Consider the following 21596-nt stretch of genomic DNA (forward strand, 5'->3'; position numbering starts at 1 on the left):
CTTTCATTTACTTAAGATTAGTTTGCAACAACGTTAACAAGTTTTCCAGGAACAACAATTACTTTACGAACTGTTTTCCCTTCAATTTGTTCTTTAATTGCTTCAAGTGCAAGTTGTTCCATTTCTTCTTTTGATGCGTCTTTTTTCATTGTTAGTTTTGCGCGAACTTTACCCATAACTTGAACAACGATTTCAACTTCATCTTCTACAAGTTTAGACTCATCAAATGTTGGCCAGCTTGCATATGTGATTGTTTCATTGTATCCAAGTTTGCTCCAAAGTTCTTCCCCAATGTGAGGTGCAACTGGTGCAATCATTTTTACAAAACCTTCTACATATTCTTTCGGAAGTGTTTCAGCTTTGTATGCATCATTGATGAATACCATCATTTGAGAAATCGCAGTGTTAAAGCGAAGCTCTGCATAGTCTTCTGTTACTTTCTTCACTGTTTGGTGGTAAGCTTTTTCAAGCTCTTTATTTGGCGTATCAGTAATTTTCTCACTTAGTTCACCGTTATCTTGAACGAATAGACGCCATACACGATCAAGGAAGCGACGCGCTCCGTCAAGACCATTTTCAGACCAAGCGATTGAAGCATCTAATGGTCCCATGAACATTTCGTATAGACGAAGTGTATCTGCACCATGGCTTTCTACGATATCATCAGGGTTTACAACGTTACCTTTTGATTTACTCATTTTCTCGTTGTTTTCACCTAAGATCATACCTTGGTTGAATAATTGTTGGAACGGCTCTTTCGTTGGAACCACACCGATATCGTATAATACTTTATGCCAGAAACGAGCATATAGTAAGTGAAGTACGGCATGCTCTGCTCCGCCGATATAAATGTCAACTGGAAGCCATTGTTTTACTTTTTCAGGATCTACAAGCGCTTCACTATTGTTTGGATCGATGTAGCGTAAGTAGTACCAGCAGCTACCAGCCCATTGTGGCATTGTGTTTGTTTCACGACGACCTTTTTGACCAGTCTCAGGGTCAACAACATTTACCCACTCGTCAATATTTGCAAGTGGTGATTCACCTGTACCAGATGGACGAATATTCTCTGTTTTTGGAAGAACTAATGGTAACTCTTCTTCTTTCACAGCTGTCATTGTGCCATCTTCCCAATGGATTACTGGAATTGGTTCACCCCAATAACGTTGACGGCTAAATAACCAGTCACGTAGACGGTACGTTACTTTTTGATTTCCTGCACTCGTTACTTCTAGCCATTCGATCATTTTTGCAATTGCTTCTTCTTTATTTAAACCATCAAGGAATGCTGAGTTTACGTGTGCACCATCACCTGTATATGCTTCTTTCGTGATGTCTCCGCCTTTTACAACTTCCTTCATTGGAAGATTGAATGTTGATGCGAATTCATAGTCACGCTCATCATGAGCTGGAACTGCCATTACAGCACCTGTTCCATAAGTTGCAAGAACATAGTCAGCGATCCAGATTGGTAATTTCTCGCCATTTACTGGGTTAACTGCGTAAGCACCAGTGAATACACCCGTTTTCTCTTTCGCAAGTTCTGTACGCTCTAGGTCACTCTTCATTTTTACAGAATTAATGTAAGCTTCTACAGCTTCTTTTTGTTCTGCTGTTGTAATGTCAGCAACAAGTGCATGCTCTGGAGCAAGTACACAGTAGCTTGCACCAAATAGTGTATCAGGACGCGTTGTGAAAACTGTAAACTTCTCATCAGTACCATCGATGTTGAAGTGTACTTCTGCACCTTCCGAACGACCGATCCAGTTACGCTGCATATCTTTTAAGCTTTCTGGCCAATCAAGCTCATCTAGATCTTCTAATAGACGATCTCCGTAAGCAGTAATTTTTAACATCCATTGTTTCATCGGACGACGCTCAACTGGATGTCCGCCGCGCTCACTCTTGCCGTCGATTACTTCTTCATTTGCAAGTACTGTACCAAGTGCTGGGCACCAGTTTACAGGTACTTCATCAACGTAAGCTAAACCCTTTTCAAATAGTTTTAAGAAAATCCATTGTGTCCACTTGTAATAGTGTGGATCTGTTGTATTTACTTCACGATCCCAATCATAAGAGAAGCCTAGTGCTTTAATTTGATTACGGAACGTGTTAATGTTTTTCTCTGTGAATTCAGCTGGGCTATTTCCAGTATCAAGTGCATATTGCTCCGCTGGAAGACCGAATGCATCCCATCCCATTGGATGAAGAACATTATACCCTTGCATACGCTTCATACGAGATAAAATATCTGTCGCTGTGTAACCTTCTGGATGTCCTACGTGCAATCCCGCACCAGATGGATATGGGAACATATCTAGTGCATAAAATTTTGGTTTTTCTGTCTCATCTGGCGTACGGAATGTTTTATTCTCTTCCCAATACCCTTGCCACTTCTTCTCAATTTCTTGATGATTAAAGCTCATGAGATACCCTCCTTGAAATTTTGTTTATTTTCACCGCCTAAAATACAAAAAACCTCTCATCCCTAGAAAGGGACGAGAGGTTATAGATTCCCGCGGTACCACCCTAAATTAATGTAGTATATACATTCGCTTAGATCCGTAACGTGGATTAACGGCAATTGCTACTAATAGTTTCACAACCGCAACTCAAAGGCGAGTTCATAACGAAACGTGGATTGACTTGCACCAACCGTCAACTCTCTAAACCAGCTTCTATTACTACTACTCCTTCTCACTGTTATTACACATATGAGTTAATTTAAATATATTCTAAAACATGTTACATGTTCCGTCAAACTAAACTGCAACTTTTTCTTCTACTGTTTCTTCTACTTTTACTCGTTTATCATATACACTCGTTGCTATAAGCGCTACTACAAGCATTACCATGATCGCCATAAACAATACTTCCATATTGTATAAATCAACGATTGCTCCGCCCACAACTGGTCCAAACATTTTCCCTACAGTTGCTGCACTATTTACAACCCCTTGATAAAAACCGAGTTTATCTTTTGGGGCAAGTATATTCGCAATTGTCGGAACCGCTGGCCATACGAATAACTCACCAATTGTTAATGTTACCATTGCAACGAGAAACATCGTGAATTGCTGTGCTTGACTTAGTACAATAAATGAAACCGCAAAAATACCAATTCCGATCATAATTTGCTGTTTTAAAGAGCGCTTCATCCAGCGAATAATCATACTAACAAGAGGCTGTGCACAAACAATCATCGCCCCGTTTATCGTCCATAATAAACTATAATGACGAAGACTAATATTTAATTCCTGCATATGTGTTGCAATTGCACCTTGCCACTGTACATATGTAACCCAGCATAAAGCATACGCTACACATACGATAAGAAGCGCTTTGAATCCAGGTGTAAGTGACCAACCTTTCTTCGCTTCGATTTCTTTTTGTACACCTTGTTCCTTTTTATCTTCCATACCGCGAAAACCGATAAAAGCAATTAAGAAGAAAACAAAGTATAAAACAAAGTTCGCTAAGAAAATATAATCAAAACGGTACGAAGCAACTAAACCACCGCACGCTGTTCCAACAGCGATTCCGACATTTTGCCCAACATACATTGCGTTAAAAGCTCGTCTTCCTCCTTCTGGCCACACTGTACCAACCATCGCGTACATCGATGGAAAGACCATTCCAGAACCGAATCCGATTAACGCAAGCCACACAACATATAATGGCCATCCGTGGAAAAACACAAGACCTAAAATCGCTACAAGTGTAATAATAATTCCTACTAAAATTGATTTATAACCGCCCCATTTATCAAATAACACACCGCCGAGCAAGTTTCCTATTACACCAGTAAGCGAGTTAATCATTAATACCATTCCAGCAACTGATAGAGATTTTCCTAAATGATCATGTAAGTATATTGTGTTAAAAGGCCATAAAAAAGAAGCACCCGTGACATTAATAATCATCCCAGCTACTAATAACCATACTTTCCTTGGCATAGTTTCTCCTCCTATTCTGTTGTTTTTTCGTTCATATATAACAGTACGATTGTATTCGTTTTTAAATAGGAAGGCAACTGATTAATAGTTGATGAAATTCAGATAATAGCATAAAGGCGATGAGACTAAATTCTCATCGCCTTTACTTTAGTTTCACTTATATATAATGAAATCGTTCTCTTACAGAAAATCATCCAACTTCTTTTTTACGTTTTGCACTTTCTTTAGAGCTCCATTTAAATACTTTGTCCAATAGAGAATATATTCTCGCAGATTCCTTCGTTAACAAAGGACCTAACGATGCCAATATTAAAACATATAAAGCTGAGAATGGTTTAATTGTTGCCATTAAGCCACCAGCTATTCCAATATTAGCGACAATAATGGAGAATTCTCCACGGGATACGAGGGTTAATCCGATATTCGTAGAAGCCTTATGTGATAACCCGGCTTTACGTCCAGCAATCATTCCAGCTGTAAAGTTACCGATTATAGTTATCAAAACTGCTCCTAAAGTTAGCCAAACAGCTCCACCTAACGAAAAGGGATCTATACTTAAACCGAAGCTGAAGAAGAATATAGCTCCAAAGAAATCACGAAACGGAACGACAAGATGCTCAATGCGGTCACTATGCTCTGTTTCAGAAAAGACAAGCCCTAATAATAAAGCTCCAATCGCCTCAGCAACATGGATTGTTTCTGAGAATCCAGCGACGAAGAGCAAAATAGCGAATATTACGATAATAAAGATTTCATTAGACGAAATATCCAACACTTTATTCAAGAACGGCGTAGCTTTTCTAGCGATTATAAAGAATAGCAACATGTATCCTAATGCAATTAAAACAGATGTCAGAGCTCCGACAAATGAAGTTGCACCTCCGAGCACTAAACCTGAAACGACAGATAAATATACTGCTAAAAAGATATCATCGAACATAATAATCCCTAAAATCAGCTCTGTTTCCTTATTACCTGTTCTTCTTAAATCTACAATTACTTTCGCTACAATTGCACTGGATGAGATTGTAATAATCCCAGCAATAATTAATGTTTCTAATAGAGGAAAACCCATTAAATATCCATAAAGTAAACCTAATGTGAAATTAAGTGAAATATGAATAGTGCCTCCAATGGCGATTGATTTTCCTGATTTAATTAACTTTTTCATTGAGAATTCTAACCCTAAATAAAACAGGAGGAATATGACCCCAATACGGCCTAGGAAAGCAATTACTTCTCCACTTTCAATAAACCTTAAGTCTATAATTCCTAAATCTGGGGCATGTGGTCCCATTAACATACCGAGGATAATGAGAAACGGAATAATCGAAAACTTTAACTTTGCAGCAAGGATGGCCGCAAATGCCACTAATACTAACGCCGTTCCAACTTCAAAAATTAAAGTATCCATCGACTACGAATCACCTCCTGCTGAAAGTAACTCCTTAATGATTCTTTTCACTTCATGTCTTTCTCCTGATAATATCAACATATCACCAGCATCAATAATGGAATCTGGACCTGGATTGAAAAATTTCTTCATGTTTTTCTTCAAAATAGCAATGACAGTTACGTTATACGTTTTCCTAATAGCTAAACTACCGATTGTTTGCTGAACCGCTGGCGCATGATCCTTCACTTTAAACCACTCTATCGATAATCCTTCAAAAGCCATTTCAATTGTATCTAAAGCTTGTGGCCTATATACCATTCCGCCTAATATAGCGGCGATTTGTCTCGCTTCAGAGTCACGAAGAGAAATGCTTGAAATACTTTCTTCATGATCAGTATCAAAATGATACATTTCTCTTCGCCCATCATCGTGAATAACGATAACCATTTTTTCATTACCTTTTGTTATGACTTCAAATTTACATCCGATCCCCGGAAGTTCGCTTTCTCTAATATTCATATTCATGCCTCCTAAAAAGTTTTTTTAGTTAAGGCTCTTCCCATTTACAAATCTACATCAATTTCTGTTTTAAACTTTTCATCTTTCGAGATTCCTAAATACTTTAATGTTTCGGACGGAGTCGCGTGATGAAAATGTTTTTGAAGAAGCGCAATCGCTATTCCTCTTTTATACGCATGAAATCCAAATGTTTTTCGCATTGAGTTCGTTCCAATCTTACCAGGAATTCCAATCGCTTCAGCAGCGCGATGAATGACACGATAAGCTTGTTGACGCGTAATCGGATTTTTTGTTTTATTAGATTGAAATACGTAATTCTCTCTCTGGATAACAGAAGATCGTACGTAATCTAAAAGCGCTTCTTTTACTTTTGGATTTAAATAAATATCTTGTTTAAATTTTTCATCTTTCACAGGAAGAGAGTAAAAATCTTTAACAGTTTCATCTTCATTTAATACGTCTTCAAATTTAATATTTAATAGTTCTGTAATCTTTAATCCCGTATTAATTCCAATAACGAATAAAAGATAATCTCGCTGTGAGTGCTCTTTTAAATATTTTTTCATAGCCTGAATTTGCTCTATATTTTTTAATGCCTCTACAACTTCCATACATGTATTCTCCTCATCTTATGAACGGTAATTTTTCTAATTATCTTGTTCATTTTACCTTATCATACAAGATGATTTCCATGTATTATCCATTACCCGAAATTTTTTTGTTAAACAATTGGAGCAATATACTTCAATATCACGAAAAATTCTGAATATTTATAATTCGGAAATTTACTATTATACAAATAAGTTGCAACTAGAAAAATAATGAGCGATAGAGATGAAAATAATACAACCTCTTTCGATCTCAGTGCTAAACCTATTACCTCAAGTAAAGATCCACCTTCTTTATGCAAGTAGAATTCCTCCTTTCGTTTCTTTAACTTTTCATTTCTAACCTCCTTATATCAATATTATATGTTACTTAATTATATAATAAATCATGATTAAGTAACATAACAAGGTTTTTTCGTTATTTTTCTGAAAATACAATAAAAATGCCGAGCATCTCTGCTCGGCATTTTTTGTTCTTAATCTTCTTTCGGAAGAACAATTCCTTTATACAATTGAACTGTAATGAAGTAATAAATCGCGTAAATGACTACGAAAATTACGATTGGTACCCAAATACGGAAGTACGGATCAATTAAAATAAATCCGAAAATATTCATACCAACTAATACGTGAGCGATACCTACAATCGCTGGGAATAAGAATACTAAGAACAACTCTTTATAAATTGATTTCGTTAATAATTCACGGCGCACACCGATTTTACGAAGCATTTGATAACGCGTAATATCTTTTGATGCACCAGAAAGAATTTTAAACATTAAACAACTTGCCATCATTGCTAAGAATGCAATTCCAAGGAAGAAGCCCATAAATACTGTTCCACTCGCAACGCCGTAGAACATGTCGTAAGCTTGATATTTACTGTTTAATCTTTCAGCTTTTACATTTTTATATTTATCTAGTTGCAACTCGTCAAGTTTTTTCCATTCTTTTGTGTACGCTATAAAATCATCTGTTTTTCCAGTAAATACGATTCCTTCTTTACCATTTATAGTATCGTACATTTTTTGATCTACAATTTTAATTGCGTGATCCTCATATACGTAAAATGGCTGGATTGTTCTGAAAGCCTCGTCCCATGATACTGGTAACTCTTTCGCATTCGCATCTTTTTCATTCATTTCTCTAGAAACTGCACCTACTGGTAGTTCCTCTGAAACTTTCTTCGTATTCACTAAATCCTTCATCGACTTCATATTTGCCATATCTTTTACTAAAGGGCGATTTTTCTCTAAATCTTCTTTTACATAATAAACGTATTTATCATCTACTTTATAACGATATTCGCTTTTCTCTTTAAATGTAATACCGTCTAAAATTTTCTTTTCTTCAGCTGTTGGGTTATGAACTACTGAATCGTATATTACTAAACCATCTACCATTTTTATAACGTTATTTTTAAACGCCATACCACCTGAAATTGCACCGGCTCCAAGAGCAACTAACATCGCTACTGTCGCAAGCACCTTTGTTAAGCTATTAATACGGAAGTTTAACTGCGCGAAAGTAAAAGCGTTAAGTCCTTTTTCACTGCGTTTTTTATTACTCTTTAACTTTTTAATAATAACCGGGAGAAGTGATCCAAATAGCATGTAAGTACCAGCTGTTGTTGTAATTAATGCAATAAGGATTCCCATCTCTCTTAGTTTTTCCATGTAAATCATTGATGCATAGCCAATTCCTAATAAAATAACCGCAAGGATTGCCACTACACCTGTCATCTTTCCTTTTACTGCAACACGTTCTGTTTGTGCATCTGCATGTACAAGTTGCAGTACAGAAATACGTGATAACTTAATACTATTCATAATTGCTGATAATACAAATAGTGCAAAGAAGAAAATACATGTAATAGTCATCGATGGAATATAAAATGCTTTATAGCCATCACCAGCAAATTCAAGCTGCTTCATTAATAATTGCCCAATACCCCCGGCAAGTCCTACACCAACTGCAATTCCGAGTACAAGAGATGCAGCCCCTAATACGATCGTTTCGATAAACATAAGTAATGTAACTTTATGTTTCTTTGCTCCTAGCATCATGTACATACCGAACTCTTTTTGGCGAAGAGATAATAAGAAAGAGTTCGCATATAAAATGTAGAAGAACGTTATAATTGCTAATAAAAATGAACCTGCTTGGAATACAAATCCAATAGACTTAATAGCTGAATTAGATTCAAGGAATGCTTTATTCAGTGCTAACGTTTGAAACATGTAAAAAATCGAAATGGACATGATCAGACCGACAAGTAAGACGATATAGTCTTTCAACTTACTTTTCAGTCCTGACATGGAAAGCTTAAATAACATGTCTGAACCTCCTTTCTTACGCTTTTTGTGTGCCTAAATCTGCAAGCACATCTAAAATTTCTTTATAGAACGCCTCGCGCGTACCACCTCGGTGAATTTCTTTATACAATTCGCCGTCTTGAATGAATAAAATACGCTGACAGTAACTTGCACTATATGGATCGTGCGTAACCATCATAATAGATACGCCTTGTTCTTCATTTAAGTTTGTCATTGCATCGAGTAAACTCGTTGCGTTTTTAGAATCCAGCGCTCCTGTTGGCTCGTCTCCTAAAATAATTGCTGGTTCATGAACAAGTGCACGAGCTGCTGCTGAACGTTGCTTCTGTCCACCAGATACTTCAGATGGATATTTTTGAAGGATTGCTGAAATCCCTAACATATCCGCTACTTTCTCTACTTTCGGTCCAATCTTACGTGATGGAACACCTTGAAGTGAAAGTGGAAGTGCAATGTTTTCGTAAATAGATAGGTTCTCTAATAAGTTAAAGTCTTGGAAAATGAAACCTAATTTTTGTGAACGGAAATCAGAAAGTTCACCCTGCTTCATCTTCGTAATATCCGTACCGGCAATTTCAACAACACCGCCCGTCGCTTTATCTAATGTTGAAATTACATTTAACAATGTTGTTTTTCCTGAACCAGACGGTCCCATAATCCCAACAAATTCACCCTCTTGAATTGAGAACGATACGCCTTTTAGAGCGTGTGACTCGTTTTCACCTTTTTTACCGTACACTTTTTGGACGTTTTTCACATCTACAACTGGTTTCGTCATATATATCCTCCTACGCTTGTTTTTCCATTACCTATTTTGTGCCTTTTAAGGGTTATCTGCTATTGGTTAACATTACATTTACCTTACACTTTTGTAATAAAATGAAACTTTAATCAGTGGGGGCCCATCCCCCACTGATTATTAGCCCACACCAATCGGGCTTTTACGGGCAGTTGATCTCCCACCAAACTTCTTTGACACACTAATTTTTGAGATGGGAATCTTACTGCCCTCAAATAGCAGGATAAAAAAGCCGAGCGTGTAAGCTTAAGTAGTTCAGTTATTGTGGAGAAAATCTAAAATAACGAGCTAAATAGCATATTAATTCACAGGTTCATTTGCATAGTAAATAACACGCAAAAAAGCTCAAAGTCCCTATATGACTCTGAGCTTTATTTATTGTATAAAATTCATTTCATTACATCCACTCTTTCCCGTGTTCACGAATGAATGTAATATCGTTTTGATAATGTTCAAGGTGTCCTTCATCTATCATTTTTTGAAAATTCATATCACCTTCTTTGGCTTTTCTTTTCATGTATTTACATAACCCTTCTAATCGTAGCAATACCATCTCCAAATAATCTTCTTCCATACCCTCACCGTAGGATTCAAAAAACAATTTAACTCTTTGTTTTATACGGTCGGCATGCTGTAATGAATTATAATAAACTGCCTCACCTGTTTCAGTATGATAAACTCTACTTAAGGGGACACAAGTGTAAAGAGTATAGGCTATGTCCCAAAGTCTTGGACCAGGACCAGCAACATCAAAATCAATAATACCTACTGGTTTTTCGTGATTAAAAATAATGTTGTATATAGCAAAATCATTGTGGCATACAACCTCTATTTTATTTGGAGTATTATCCATTGGTTTCCAATCATCTGATAACGGAAAGTCACTCACAGCATCATGGTAAAGACGGAGCATCTTCGCTATTTCTTTTAAAACATCATGAGACCACATGTATTCTTTTAAAGGATAATTACCAGCTTCTCCTTCAATAAATGATAATATCTCCCTATCTTTTTCATCAATACCTAAAAACTTTGGTGCATAACGAAAACCTTTGTTTTCCAAATGATTTAATAGCTTATGAATTTTGGTACTGCCTGGCTTTAATTCTCGTCGAACAGTACCTTCCGAACGATATACGTTTGAGACGTTCCCTCCCGTTAGCATTTCTTCGTTTTCGTAGTTTGACATCTGATAATTCCCCTTCCATTATTGGAAAACTAGACACTCTTAAAACAAATGCCGATTGTTCAACAATCCTGCTCGTTAACGGAACAGGAACCACTTGGCTTGTCTTTATATTTTAACATAAAATTCCTATTCCTTTTTTTACTCCCTCGAATACCAACTTTAATCGCACCAAAAATAACGAAATGACAATGTTTATGGTCATCCTCATAATTGATGTGCTATTGCACTTGTTAATTCAACAGTGAAAACAGGATAAACCTTTACATATCAACAAAAAAATCGAGTATAAAACCTTTGTGATTTTATACTCGATTTAACCTGCCATTTATACGGTTTCTCCACGTTATCTGAACTACTTCGTGTAAGCGCAGCTTCTTTTTTATCCTTTAAAACAAACTCATTTCCTTCATTATTGTCATATAACAAAATAAAACCAGGTCATACTGCGACCTGGTTTACTCTGATTGTTTCGACTTTTGAGGTTGCCCCTTTTTACGATTACGCTGCTTAGCCTCTACAACTGGATCAAGCTCATTTGAGAACTCTGCGTTATGTCCATTTTGCGTTTTTTGCTCTGGATTATTTTGCTCTGAACGCTTCGCCACTATATTCACTCCTTATTAGTGCGGTGTAATTATCATTTGATGTTGCAATTGGCGAATTGCCATACGAGCACGATTTAACTGCTCACGTTGCTCATCATTTGCATGCCGCTGCATAACTTGTAAATCGTTATATGCTTGTTCTAATTGTAGTTGTGCATCAGAATACTCCATCGTATTGTAATGCTCTTGTCTCATACCAAGGTCTAATTGTTCTTTCGCATATTCTATCGCTTGTTCTGCTTGTGTAATATACGCTTCAAGTGATTGACGCTCTGCCATAATTGTCCCTCCTTGCTTCAATTCCCCTTTAGTGTGTCCCTTCCATATCGACCTTATGAGTATGTTATAATGGATTTTGTTTCATTTACGGTATAAGTAAGCTTAGGAGGGAAAGTAATGAAGGTTCAAAACCCTTTTCCATATACAAATGACAATAAACGTTATCACACATGGAATTACCATTTACGAAATGAATTTGGCGAGAAGATCTTTAAAGTTTCATTAGATGCAGGATTTGACTGTCCGAACCGTGACGGCACAGTTGCATATGGCGGTTGCACATTTTGTAGCGCAGCTGGTTCCGGTGACTTTGCTGGAGATCGCCGTGATGACGTTATAACGCAATACCATGAAATGAAAGAAAAAATGCGCTCAAAATGGAAAGATGGAAAATGTATCGCTTATTTCCAGGCGTATACAAATACGCATGCTCCGCTTGAAGTGTTAAAAGAAAAATTCGAACCGCTTTTAGCAGAAAAAGACGTTGTCGGTCTATCTATCGCAACTCGCCCAGACTGCTTACCAGACGATGTTGTTGAATATTTAGCGGATTTAAATAAACGCACATATCTTTGGGTTGAACTCGGACTACAAACTGTTCATGAACGTACCGCAAATCTCATTAACCGTGCTCACGATTATCCATCATATGTAGAAGGTGTAAACAAACTTCGCAAGCATGGTATTAGAGTGTGTTCTCACATTATTAACGGCCTTCCTCTTGAAAATTACGACATGATGATGGAAACAGCTCGTGAAGTTGCAAAGCTTGATATACAAGGAATTAAAATTCACTTACTTCATTTACTAAAAGGAACACCAATGGTGAAACAATATGAAAAAGGACAATTAGAATTCCTTTCGCTTGAAGATTACGTAAGTCTCGTTGTCGACCAACTTGAGATTATTCCAGAGGACGTAATTGTGCACCGCATCACAGGTGACGGTCCACCTGATTTAATGATTGGCCCAATGTGGAGCTTAAATAAATGGGAAGTATTAAATTCCATCGATGCAGAATTTGTACGCCGCGGAAGTTGGCAAGGAAAATATGCAAATGAGGAGAAACAAGTATGAAATTAGAACGCGTATTACCGTTTGCACGCACGCTTTTGCAAACAGCTGTTAAAGAAGGCGATTATGCCGTAGATGCAACGCTTGGAAATGGTCATGACACTTGTTTACTAGCTGAAATTGTTGGTGATAGCGGTAAAGTATTTGGATTTGACATTCAAAAAGAAGCAGTAGAAAGCTCTACTATCCGCCTAAAGGAAAGAAAACTTTTCGAACGTACTGTTTTAATTCACGATAGTCACGATACACTTCTATCAGTACTACCGGAAGAAGCAAAAGGAAAAGTAACAGGAGCAATCTTCAACTTAGGTTATCTTCCTGGCGGTGACAAACATATCGTCACAAAACCGAACTCAACAATCGCTGCCATAGAGCAACTATTAGAAGTCATGGCATCAGAAGGCATCATCGTCCTCGTCATTTATCACGGACACCCAGAAGGACAAGTAGAACGCGACGCTGTTCTTACTTTCGCAGAAGAATTAGACCAAAAACAAGCCCACGTGCTAAGATACGGATTCATTAACCAACAAAATAATCCGCCGTTTATCGTGGCGATTGAAAAGCGCTAAATATACTGACGATTTTTCCAATATATCGACGTTTCGACATAACATAACAAAAAAAGACGTGCATACACTGCACGTCTTTTTCTCATCCTCCTATATAATGGATATATACATTATATAAAGAAAAAAGTACTGTGGTCTTTACCACCTGTCGAAAGCTTTATGATGCTTGGGCGGTACAGATATAACGTACTTACTCACACTTTATGGCTCACAACTTGGACTATCGCATATTCATTTTCACTATCTACTCTATTTCTTTTTCTTGTTCTCAGAAAACGATTTTGACTACATAATAAAGGAGACTAAACAATGATCGGAATACTAGCAGGAATGGGTCCAAAATCAACCGGACCATTCGTTGATACAGTCGTAGAACAATGCCAGAAAATATACGGAGCAAAGCATGATATGGACTTTCCTCATATGATGATTTATTCTTGTCCAACACCTTTTTATATGGATTGCCCTATTGATCATGAAGCGATGAAAAAAGCGATTATAAAAGGTGCACAAAAACTTGAAAGTACTGGGGTGAATTTCATCGCAATGCCTTGTAATACGGCGCATCTTTATTTCGAGGAGTTACAGCGTTCTATTTCAATTCCTATTTTAAATATGGTAGATGAAACGTTAAACGCAATTCCTGATGGCACAAAAAGAGTAGCTCTTCTCGCAACGGAAGCGACCGTTCAATCCGGCATATATGAAGATGGAATTTCAAAGCGTGGTATAGAGTATGTTCATAAAGATGAGTGGCAAACAACTATTAACCGTACGATTACAAATATAAAATCTGGACAAATTGAGGAAGCGCGCGCATTATGGCATACGCTCATCTCACAATTAAAAGATGAAACAGATACTGCCATTATCGCATGCACCGACTTAAATGTAGTGGCAAATGAGAGGTTTGTTGATTCCTCTCAATGTCTTGCTGAAGCGGTTGTTAGGATGTATGTATCCAACACAAGGAGGTCCTAATGAATATAAAAAACATCCCTTTCGAAATGGGTTATACGTTTGATGAAAATCTTAGAGAAAAGCCATTATCCCTTGCTGAAATGAAGCAAGGGATTGCATTTTTGAAAGAACATTTACAAAAGGGTATGTTGTACGGCAAAGAATGCGGATTAATCGGCGTTTACGAACGAATCGCCGGCAACCTTTCTGAAAGTAAATATTACTTACATGAGGCACTTACATATTACACAAAATCAGAGAATAAACAAGGACTCTTTATTACCAAACTAAGACTTGCCCATACCTATCATTTGGAAAGAAACTTCCTTGCTGCGAACGCACTCTTTACCGAACTTCTACAATTGCTACCAAACTTACCCGCTTATGAAGATTTCTTCTACCAACATTACGGAAAAATCAAGTTAGATGAAGGTTACTTCCATATCGCCTTATTTTATTTTCAAAAAGCACTCCAAATCCGGTTACAAAAAGGAAACGAGGAGCTCATCCACTCAACCAAGCTATGCATCGGGTACTGCATGTCACGCCGATAAATATCGGCGATTCGCCATGCAATATCGATCTACCAACAAAGTTCGACCAAGAAACCCCTACCGTAAAACTTTTAACATTTTTCACAATTCTTTCAAAGTAATCACACTTAATCTCGCTATAGTAAATAAGTAATTTATTCATATAGGGAAGGTTAGGGGAACTGAAGTATGAAACAGAATCGTTCGCTTCATTATATTTTTTGGAGGTGGCATTTTTTCGCTGGTCTATTTATTACGCCTCTTCTTATTACTTTGTCACTTAGCGGAATTGGATACTTATTTCGGGAAGAAGTTGAGAATTTTATCTATAAAGATTTATATTTCGGAAATAGCTCACAAACTGAATCTATTTCGATGTCTGAATCTATCGCATTAACAGAAAAGAAATATCCTCATTATAACGTTACAAAAATTAGCGATTTTAACGATGATTATAATACGAGATTCACGTTATCTAATGAATATACAGGACAGCAAAAATACGTTTATTTAGATAAAAACAATCAAATTGTTGGAGATCAAAATACAGATACAACGTTTTCCAATATAATGCGTGAGTTACACAGTTCCCTTTTAGTTGGTGGCACTGTTGTAAACTATTTAGTAGAGCTCGCTGCTTGTTGGACAATCTTTTTAATTGTAACTGGCTTATATATGAGCATACGCCGCTTCAAAAACACACCTGCATCAAATAAACGCGAACGATCGAAACGACTTCATTCATTAATTGGTATTGTATTCACAATTCCTCTCGTTCTTTTAATCGCAACGGGATTACCTTGGTCGGCCTTCATGGGAAAACAAATTTATACAATTGCAACTTCTAATGAATCACTCGGATATCCGAAATTGTACATGTCTCCGCCAGAATCAAAGTTTAAAGAATTACCGTGGGCAACGAGGCAGGAAACTCCTCCTCAGTCTAATTCAAACGAACAAAGTGCTATCTCAATTGATGAATTAGAAAAATCGATTCAAATTAAAAAACCATATGTGATTTCAATACCAGATGATCCAAAAGGTGTATTTACTGTTTCAAAGTCGAGCGGCTCTGGTATTACAGGTATGCACGTATCACCAAATGAAGAAATTACTGCTTACTTTGATCAATATAGCGGTGAGCTTATTTCAAAAACTGACTATCGTGACTACGGATTATTTGCAAAGTGGTTTTCTTATGGAATCCCACTTCATGAAGGTCATTTATTCGGATGGTCAAATAAAATACTATGCTTACTGACGACATCGTCTTTATTACTTCTCATGTATTTCGGAGTGAAAATGTGGTTAGCAAGAAAACCGAAAGGAAAATTGGCAGCACCACCGAAACAAAAAGATAAGAAAAGCATATTCACTTTCATTATCGTTATGATTATATTAGGTATCTTGATGCCCTTATTTGGACTATCTGTTTTAATCATTTTTATAGTCGAGTTTTTACTATATGTATTCGCTAAAATAAAGGCTCAAAAAATATAGAAAAAAGCATTTGCACAAAAATGTGCAAATGCTTTTTATTTATTATTCGCCTGTCTTTTTTCTGTCTCCTATCAAAAAGACAACATCCACTATAATGATAACTCCTATTACCACTTGTGTTATATAATCCATCGTAGTAGGACCGCCTGCTTTATTCATCATATACATTCCTGTTATAAATGAAATTGACAGTAACACTAGTAATGTAACTTCAATATGTTCATATAACTTTCGGAAAATACGTTTCATTCCTACCACCCCCTCAACCTAATTTTACCATAAAAGAGTAGCTATACTTTAACTTGCTTAACAATTTCATCCATTGTTTTTTCTACATTTATTTGCATAGAAAGAGTGACAATATAACAATCTGGATCTTGTAAAATCAATTCTCTAGCATTCCAAGGACGATGAATAGGTCCTTCTAAGATTTTTGCTCCCCTCTTATTTGCCTCTTCAAAAAATGAATGGATTTCATCTACTGTAAAATTAAGAACTATCCCTTTCCCATCTATACATGTTTCATTATTTACTGCTACTAACATCAAATCTTGATACTTCTCACCTCGTATATGAGCCATCACGATTTTCCCATCTTGATTTGGCAGTTCAAATACAGACTCAAATTTGAGAATATGCTTATACCAATCTAATGAACGCTCCATATCACTCACCAATAACTTAACAAACATAGGCATAGGATAAAATTCCATTATGCTTTCCCCCCCCTTCATATTAAGATATACCAAGCATAATGTATCACGTAACGTAAGAGTCAATAAAAAACCACTCCTTTTTCCAAATGAAAAAGAGTGGTTTTCTTCATCACTGCGCCATTTTCTTTCGGTATATCTTCCCGTTCCAATAAAAGAATCTTGAAGTGAGTCCCCCGTATTTCACAATGCGCCGTGCCATTTTTTGCATATTCTTTTCGGCTGATACTTTTTGGTCTGATAGATAAATTCCTAATAAACCGCGGCTAATAAGACGATGAAACTTCGCATGTGGTAAGTCACCAATGCTTTTCTCGGCTTCTTTTACAAAATGTTTCATGCGCTCTAATATCACTTGTTCATTCTCATAGTAACTACAGAAATTCAAATCTCCACCGATACGATCTTCTTCTTGATCGATGAAATAATCAAGTAAAATGTGAAGGCCTTGTACGTAAGGGAAGTATCCTTGTCTAATTTTCTCAATATCTTCATCATGTAATTCATCATGAAATGCATAAGCTACAAGACAGAAAATTCCCAGCGTTGATCCTGCACATGCTGAAAACTCAAACCAGCTCATGGGTGGTAAATTTTCTTTATGAGCTTCAAACCATGTTTTTAAACGTGGTTCTCTTTCTTCTAATTTCACATGTTTATGAATTTGCAAATCACAATAATAACAAGCAAGTTCATGAAGAATTGGAGCAATTTTGTCATAGTGCTTCGTTTTCTTTAAAACATCCTGACATGTTGCAACAAGGTCATCTAAATAACCACCATCATCTTGATCATCACGATAACGATAATAGTTGCCGCCACCTTCAGTTTCAGGCGTTAATGCCATTAACATCGATTCATGAAGTGCAGCAAAATCATTTGGATCAAGCGATGTACTACGATCACATAAATTATCTAAGTAGTCGCTAATGGTCTGATACGCTACAATAAAACGAATACATTCCTCACGATATTCATTCGCTAGCAGCGCTAAAATACCACCGCCTTCACAATGAAACGTTTTATTTTCAATACTTGCAATCGCTTGACTATGAAGCTCGTCATTCGGAATATGGTAGGCACGCTCTTTCCACATCGCTAGCTCATGGTGTACAACCGGAAACACATCACGGTATACTTTCGCCATGAGCGTTATGGGATTACTCGGTACTTTCACTTCTTCCTTCATCTCCTCTATTAAATGTACAAATAATCACTTATTTGTTTCTACTATGTTATTGACACGCATTTCAGTAAATGACTGAATATAATTCAAAATTTCGTCTCGCTCATACTCATTTAATAACTCATGATAGCAACTTTGCCATTCTTTATAAGCCTTATCACTAGTCTTAACATTATCAAACCATGTGCGGACACGTGTTTTATCTACAAGTTTATCCTCACACGCCTGCATTAGCAAGAGAGGAACGTCTGGAAAATCATCTATTTTATCATGAGCAATCTCGATAGACTTAATCAATTCACTATACCAACGCACTGATACCTTGCGCAAGAACAATGAATCGTTCTCCATCGCATCCCTAACTTCTTTATTACGAGTTGACATTTCTACAGTAAGATTTGTTGCAAATTGTAGTTTTGGTGCAACGACATTTAGTACTTTTGAAATAGCACGAAGCGGAGCAGATGGTGCGGCTAACACTCCTAAACATGGAGAACTTAATATAATCCCATCTATATCGTCTCTCTTCGTTTCTTGCATCATACGAATGACGATAAGCCCTCCCATACTATGGCCAAATAAAAAAATAGGCAATCGATATTTTCTAGCGTCTTTCACCCACAGTTTTATTTCTTCTATGTATTCATCAAATGATTCAATATGTCCTCTATTTCGTGAAGTTGTTCCATGTGCTGGGAGATCACCCATAACGACGTGATAACCGATATGATTCCACATTTCTGCAACCACTTCGTAACGTCCATGATATTCCATAGCCCCGTGCACTACAACAATTACAGCTTTCGCTCCCTCTGCTTCATAGTTCCACATACGAACCTCCTCCATTTCACTCTTTTTCATATTTTGATAAACTAAAATTAGTCTCTAGGAAAGGAAGGCTTTACATGATATATCCTTACAAAGAAAAAAATCCGAAAATTGCGAGTAGTGCTTTTATCGCTGACTACGTTACAATTACAGGTGACGTGACAATCGGCGAAGAATCAAGTATTTGGTTTAATACAGTCATTCGTGGCGATGTATCTCCAACAATTATTGGAGATAGAGTAAATGTACAAGATCAATGTACACTTCACCAAAGCCCCGAGTACCCTCTTATTTTAGAAGATGATGTAACAGTTGGACATCAAGTTATTTTGCATAGCTGCAAAGTTAAAAAAGATGCTTTAATTGGGATGGGTTCTATCATATTAGACGGTGCTGAAATTGGTGAAGGTGCCTTCATTGGTGCTGGTAGTCTCGTTTCACAAGGAAAGAAAATTCCACCCAATACGTTAGCCTTCGGTCGTCCTGCAAAAGTCATTCGTGAATTAACAGAAGAAGACCGTAAAGATATGGAACGCATTCGTAAACAATATGTTGAAAAGGGACAATACTATAAATCCCTTCAAAAATAATTTCATTTGCTGCCATGTTGGCAGCTTTTTTCATAAAAACTCTAACTTTTTCTTTACAGAACCTTATTACTCCCTCAACAAAATCTTATTAAAATAGAAGCTAATATCTCCATATATATGTAAATGAGGGAGGAGAAATTTCATGAAAGTCAGCTCCTTATATAAAATAGAATGTTACATTTTCAAAGGAATTAACCGTTATTTTGATCAAAAAACATTAAATATCTTTTTCCGTAATATTACCCATATCGGTGGTGCAAGCTTTTCTATCCCACTTACTCTTTTCTTTTTAGTTCTTTCAAAAGGTGCCTCTCATCAAGCTGCAATTGCAGCCACCTTTTCATTAGCGATTAGTCATATTCCTGTACAAATATTAAAAAGATGGTATCCAAGGAAACGTCCTTATTTAACAATTCAGGATGCAAAATATCCAGTGCACCCATTAAAAGATCATTCTTTTCCATCCGGACATACAACAGCTGTTTTTTCTGTTTTCGTACCTTTCATTTGCTATAACCCGAGTTTGCTTATTTTTCTACTTCCGTTAGCATTATGCGTTGGAATTTCCCGTATTTATCTCGGACTTCATTACCCATCAGATGTATTTGTAGGTATGTGCCTTGGTACTTGTTCTGGCATAATCTCTTTTTATCAGTTCATTCCACTTTTCACGTAAAGGAGAGATACGATGAGAGTCGCCATATTTACCGACACATTTACACCGCAAATAAACGGTGTAGCGAAAACTCTGGACCGGTTAACAAATTATTTCCAAAAACAAAATATCGCCTACTCAGTTTTCGCTCCTCAGCATAAGGCAGAAGATAATTTCGTAGCCAATGTAAACAAAATGAGAAGTATCCCGCTAACAATATTATATCCAGAATGCCGCTTTGCCTTTCCTACTCCTCGCATTAAACGGGAACTTTTAGCATTTAGGCCTGATATCATTCACATTGCCACCCCTTTCAACATGGGGCTTTGCGGATTGTATTACGCTAAAAAATTGAATATCCCAGTGGTCGGTTCTTATCACACTGATTTTGACGCATATTTACGTTATTATAAAATTGAATTTTTCTTCAATATGCTATGGAACTATTTAAAGTGGTTTCATAGTCATATGCGAAAAAATTTTGTCCCTTCTCCCGAAACATTACAACAATTAACAAATAAAGGATTTCAAAATTTATATATTTGGGGCCGCGGAGTAAATTGCTCTCTCTTCCATCCAGCTTACAGTAAAGACCTATTCCGAAAAAAATATAATATTACAGCAGACTATGTTCTTTCCTATGTAGGGCGCATCGCCCCTGAAAAAGATATCGATACTCTTCAAGCACTCATTCATAAAACTAAAAAAGAGCGAAATGATATTCATTGGCTCATAACTGGAGATGGTCCTCTTGCTAAAAATTTTCATCAAAATACTTCAAAGACAAATGTAACTTTTACAGGATATTTGCAAGGCGAAAATTTAGCGGAAGCGTACGCTTGCTCTGATATAATGGTATTTCCATCCGCTACTGAAACATTTGGCAATGTCGTGCTCGAATCACTAGCATGCGGAACACCTGTCATCGGTGCAAATAGTGGTGGCGTTAAAAATATTATTGAAGATGGAAAAACAGGCCTACTCTGCGAACCCCAAAATACGGACTCATTTTTATCATCTATTTATTATTTATTACATCATGGCGAAATTCGTGTACAAATGGGAAAATCTGCGTCTATGTATGCACAATCGCAAAGCTGGGATGAAATTTTTCATAGCCTATTCATGCAATACGAAGAAATATTTCATCAAAACAATTCAGAGTTACTTGCTTAAATATATGATAAAATCCCTACAAATTATTGTAGGGATTTTACTACATTATTGTGATTTTTAGGTTAATTAATAGTACATGAAGTTAAATTTCATACTCTTTTCATAGTCATTATATCAAGAAA

23 protein-coding genes, 1 pseudogene and 1 other annotated feature are annotated in these 21596 nt (G+C 36.7%); of the genes and pseudogenes, 9 read left to right on the forward strand and 15 right to left on the reverse strand.

Features of this window, described 5'->3' with window-relative positions; genetic code table 11:
• Positions 1-17: 17 nt before the first annotated feature.
• The 11 genes from leuS to DJ93_RS09385 all read right to left on the reverse strand — a co-directional run bounded on the left by leuS (position 18) and on the right by DJ93_RS09385 (position 11687).
• Positions 18-2426: a leucine--tRNA ligase gene (leuS, locus tag DJ93_RS09335; RefSeq protein ID WP_042980446.1), complete on the reverse strand. Its 2409-nt coding sequence runs from the start codon at positions 2424-2426 to the stop codon at positions 18-20.
• A gap of 65 nt (positions 2427-2491) precedes the next feature.
• Positions 2492-2710, reverse strand: a binding site (T-box leader).
• A gap of 52 nt (positions 2711-2762) precedes the next feature.
• Positions 2763-3956, reverse strand: a complete 1194-nt coding sequence (locus tag DJ93_RS09340; RefSeq protein WP_042980448.1) for an MDR family MFS transporter — start codon at positions 3954-3956, stop codon at positions 2763-2765.
• Between the two features lie 190 nt (positions 3957-4146).
• Positions 4147-5370 carry a cation:proton antiporter gene (locus tag DJ93_RS09345; protein ID WP_042980449.1) on the reverse strand — a complete coding sequence of 408 codons (1224 nt, stop codon included), beginning with the start codon at positions 5368-5370 and terminating at the stop codon, positions 4147-4149.
• Positions 5371-5373: 3 nt separating this feature from the next.
• Complete coding sequence (locus DJ93_RS09350; protein WP_042980450.1) at positions 5374-5871, reverse strand: cation:proton antiporter regulatory subunit; 498 nt, start codon at positions 5869-5871, stop codon at positions 5374-5376.
• 44 nt (positions 5872-5915) lie between these two features.
• A complete protein-coding gene (locus tag DJ93_RS09355) occupies positions 5916-6482 on the reverse strand; it encodes a tyrosine-type recombinase/integrase (protein ID WP_042980452.1) in 567 nt (188 codons plus the stop codon).
• 110 nt (positions 6483-6592) lie between these two features.
• Positions 6593-6781 (reverse strand): hypothetical protein, encoded by a 189-nt coding sequence (locus DJ93_RS09360; protein WP_042980453.1) that lies wholly within the window; start codon positions 6779-6781, stop codon positions 6593-6595.
• A gap of 174 nt (positions 6782-6955) precedes the next feature.
• Positions 6956-8815: an FtsX-like permease family protein gene (locus tag DJ93_RS09365; RefSeq protein ID WP_042980454.1), complete on the reverse strand. Its 1860-nt coding sequence runs from the start codon at positions 8813-8815 to the stop codon at positions 6956-6958.
• 16 nt (positions 8816-8831) lie between these two features.
• A complete protein-coding gene (locus tag DJ93_RS09370) occupies positions 8832-9593 on the reverse strand; it encodes an ABC transporter ATP-binding protein (protein ID WP_042980455.1) in 762 nt (253 codons plus the stop codon).
• A gap of 418 nt (positions 9594-10011) precedes the next feature.
• A complete protein-coding gene (locus DJ93_RS09375; protein ID WP_042980456.1) occupies positions 10012-10803 on the reverse strand; it encodes a phosphotransferase in 792 nt (263 codons plus the stop codon).
• A gap of 455 nt (positions 10804-11258) precedes the next feature.
• Positions 11259-11408 carry a hypothetical protein gene (locus tag DJ93_RS09380; RefSeq protein WP_042980457.1) on the reverse strand — a complete coding sequence of 50 codons (150 nt, stop codon included), beginning with the start codon at positions 11406-11408 and terminating at the stop codon, positions 11259-11261.
• A 15-nt stretch (positions 11409-11423) separates the two neighbouring features.
• Positions 11424-11687 carry a YtzC family protein gene (locus tag DJ93_RS09385; protein ID WP_042980461.1) on the reverse strand — a complete coding sequence of 88 codons (264 nt, stop codon included), beginning with the start codon at positions 11685-11687 and terminating at the stop codon, positions 11424-11426.
• Positions 11688-11804: 117 nt separating this feature from the next.
• On the opposite strand from DJ93_RS09385, the gene mnmL reads away from it, so the two are divergent.
• The 6 genes and pseudogenes from mnmL (at position 11805) to DJ93_RS09410 (ending at position 16326) form a co-directional block, all read left to right on the forward strand.
• Positions 11805-12764: a tRNA modification radical SAM protein MnmL/YtqA gene (mnmL, locus tag DJ93_RS09390; protein ID WP_042980462.1), complete on the forward strand. Its 960-nt coding sequence runs from the start codon at positions 11805-11807 to the stop codon at positions 12762-12764.
• Positions 12761-13333 (forward strand): tRNA 5-(aminomethyl)-2-thiouridylate-methyltransferase MnmM, encoded by a 573-nt coding sequence (gene mnmM / locus DJ93_RS09395; RefSeq protein ID WP_042980464.1) that lies wholly within the window; start codon positions 12761-12763, stop codon positions 13331-13333. The genes mnmL and mnmM overlap by 4 nt, the downstream gene beginning before the upstream one ends.
• Before the next feature lie 117 nt (positions 13334-13450).
• Positions 13451-13618: pseudogene (locus DJ93_RS33680) on the forward strand (ABC transporter permease); the annotation flags it as partial.
• A gap of 24 nt (positions 13619-13642) precedes the next feature.
• A complete protein-coding gene (locus DJ93_RS09400) occupies positions 13643-14314 on the forward strand; it encodes an aspartate/glutamate racemase family protein (protein ID WP_042980466.1) in 672 nt (223 codons plus the stop codon).
• The gene (locus tag DJ93_RS09405) at positions 14314-14847 is read left to right on the forward strand and encodes a hypothetical protein (protein WP_080743411.1); all 534 of its coding nucleotides are present in this window, start codon (positions 14314-14316) and stop codon (positions 14845-14847) included. The genes DJ93_RS09400 and DJ93_RS09405 overlap by 1 nt, the downstream gene beginning before the upstream one ends.
• A gap of 168 nt (positions 14848-15015) precedes the next feature.
• On the forward strand, positions 15016-16326 hold the full coding sequence (locus DJ93_RS09410) for a PepSY-associated TM helix domain-containing protein (protein ID WP_042980467.1): 1311 nt from the start codon (positions 15016-15018) through the stop codon (positions 16324-16326).
• Positions 16327-16368: 42 nt separating this feature from the next.
• Here the strand turns inward: DJ93_RS09410 and DJ93_RS09415 are convergent, their stop codons facing one another.
• The 4 genes from DJ93_RS09415 to DJ93_RS09430 form a co-directional block, all read right to left on the reverse strand.
• Complete coding sequence (locus tag DJ93_RS09415; protein ID WP_042980468.1) at positions 16369-16575, reverse strand: hypothetical protein; 207 nt, start codon at positions 16573-16575, stop codon at positions 16369-16371.
• Between the two features lie 41 nt (positions 16576-16616).
• Positions 16617-17039 carry a VOC family protein gene (locus DJ93_RS09420; protein WP_241484277.1) on the reverse strand — a complete coding sequence of 141 codons (423 nt, stop codon included), beginning with the start codon at positions 17037-17039 and terminating at the stop codon, positions 16617-16619.
• A 112-nt stretch (positions 17040-17151) separates the two neighbouring features.
• Positions 17152-18216 carry a tetraprenyl-beta-curcumene synthase family protein gene (locus DJ93_RS09425; protein ID WP_042984173.1) on the reverse strand — a complete coding sequence of 355 codons (1065 nt, stop codon included), beginning with the start codon at positions 18214-18216 and terminating at the stop codon, positions 17152-17154.
• A gap of 36 nt (positions 18217-18252) precedes the next feature.
• Positions 18253-19056: an alpha/beta hydrolase gene (locus tag DJ93_RS09430; protein WP_042980469.1), complete on the reverse strand. Its 804-nt coding sequence runs from the start codon at positions 19054-19056 to the stop codon at positions 18253-18255.
• Positions 19057-19130: 74 nt separating this feature from the next.
• Here DJ93_RS09430 and DJ93_RS09435 point away from each other — a divergent pair, with 74 nt between their 5' ends.
• The 3 genes from DJ93_RS09435 (at position 19131) to DJ93_RS09445 (ending at position 21474) form a co-directional block, all read left to right on the forward strand.
• On the forward strand, positions 19131-19643 hold the full coding sequence (locus tag DJ93_RS09435; RefSeq protein ID WP_042980471.1) for a gamma carbonic anhydrase: 513 nt from the start codon (positions 19131-19133) through the stop codon (positions 19641-19643).
• 142 nt (positions 19644-19785) lie between these two features.
• On the forward strand, positions 19786-20319 hold the full coding sequence (locus tag DJ93_RS09440; protein WP_042980472.1) for a phosphatase PAP2 family protein: 534 nt from the start codon (positions 19786-19788) through the stop codon (positions 20317-20319).
• Positions 20320-20331: 12 nt separating this feature from the next.
• Positions 20332-21474: a glycosyltransferase family 4 protein gene (locus DJ93_RS09445; protein ID WP_042980474.1), complete on the forward strand. Its 1143-nt coding sequence runs from the start codon at positions 20332-20334 to the stop codon at positions 21472-21474.
• Positions 21475-21596: the final 122 nt, after the last annotated feature.

Origin of the sequence: Bacillus clarus (genome assembly GCF_000746925.1) — a bacterium.
Taxonomy (GTDB): domain Bacteria; phylum Bacillota; class Bacilli; order Bacillales; family Bacillaceae_G; genus Bacillus_A; species Bacillus_A clarus.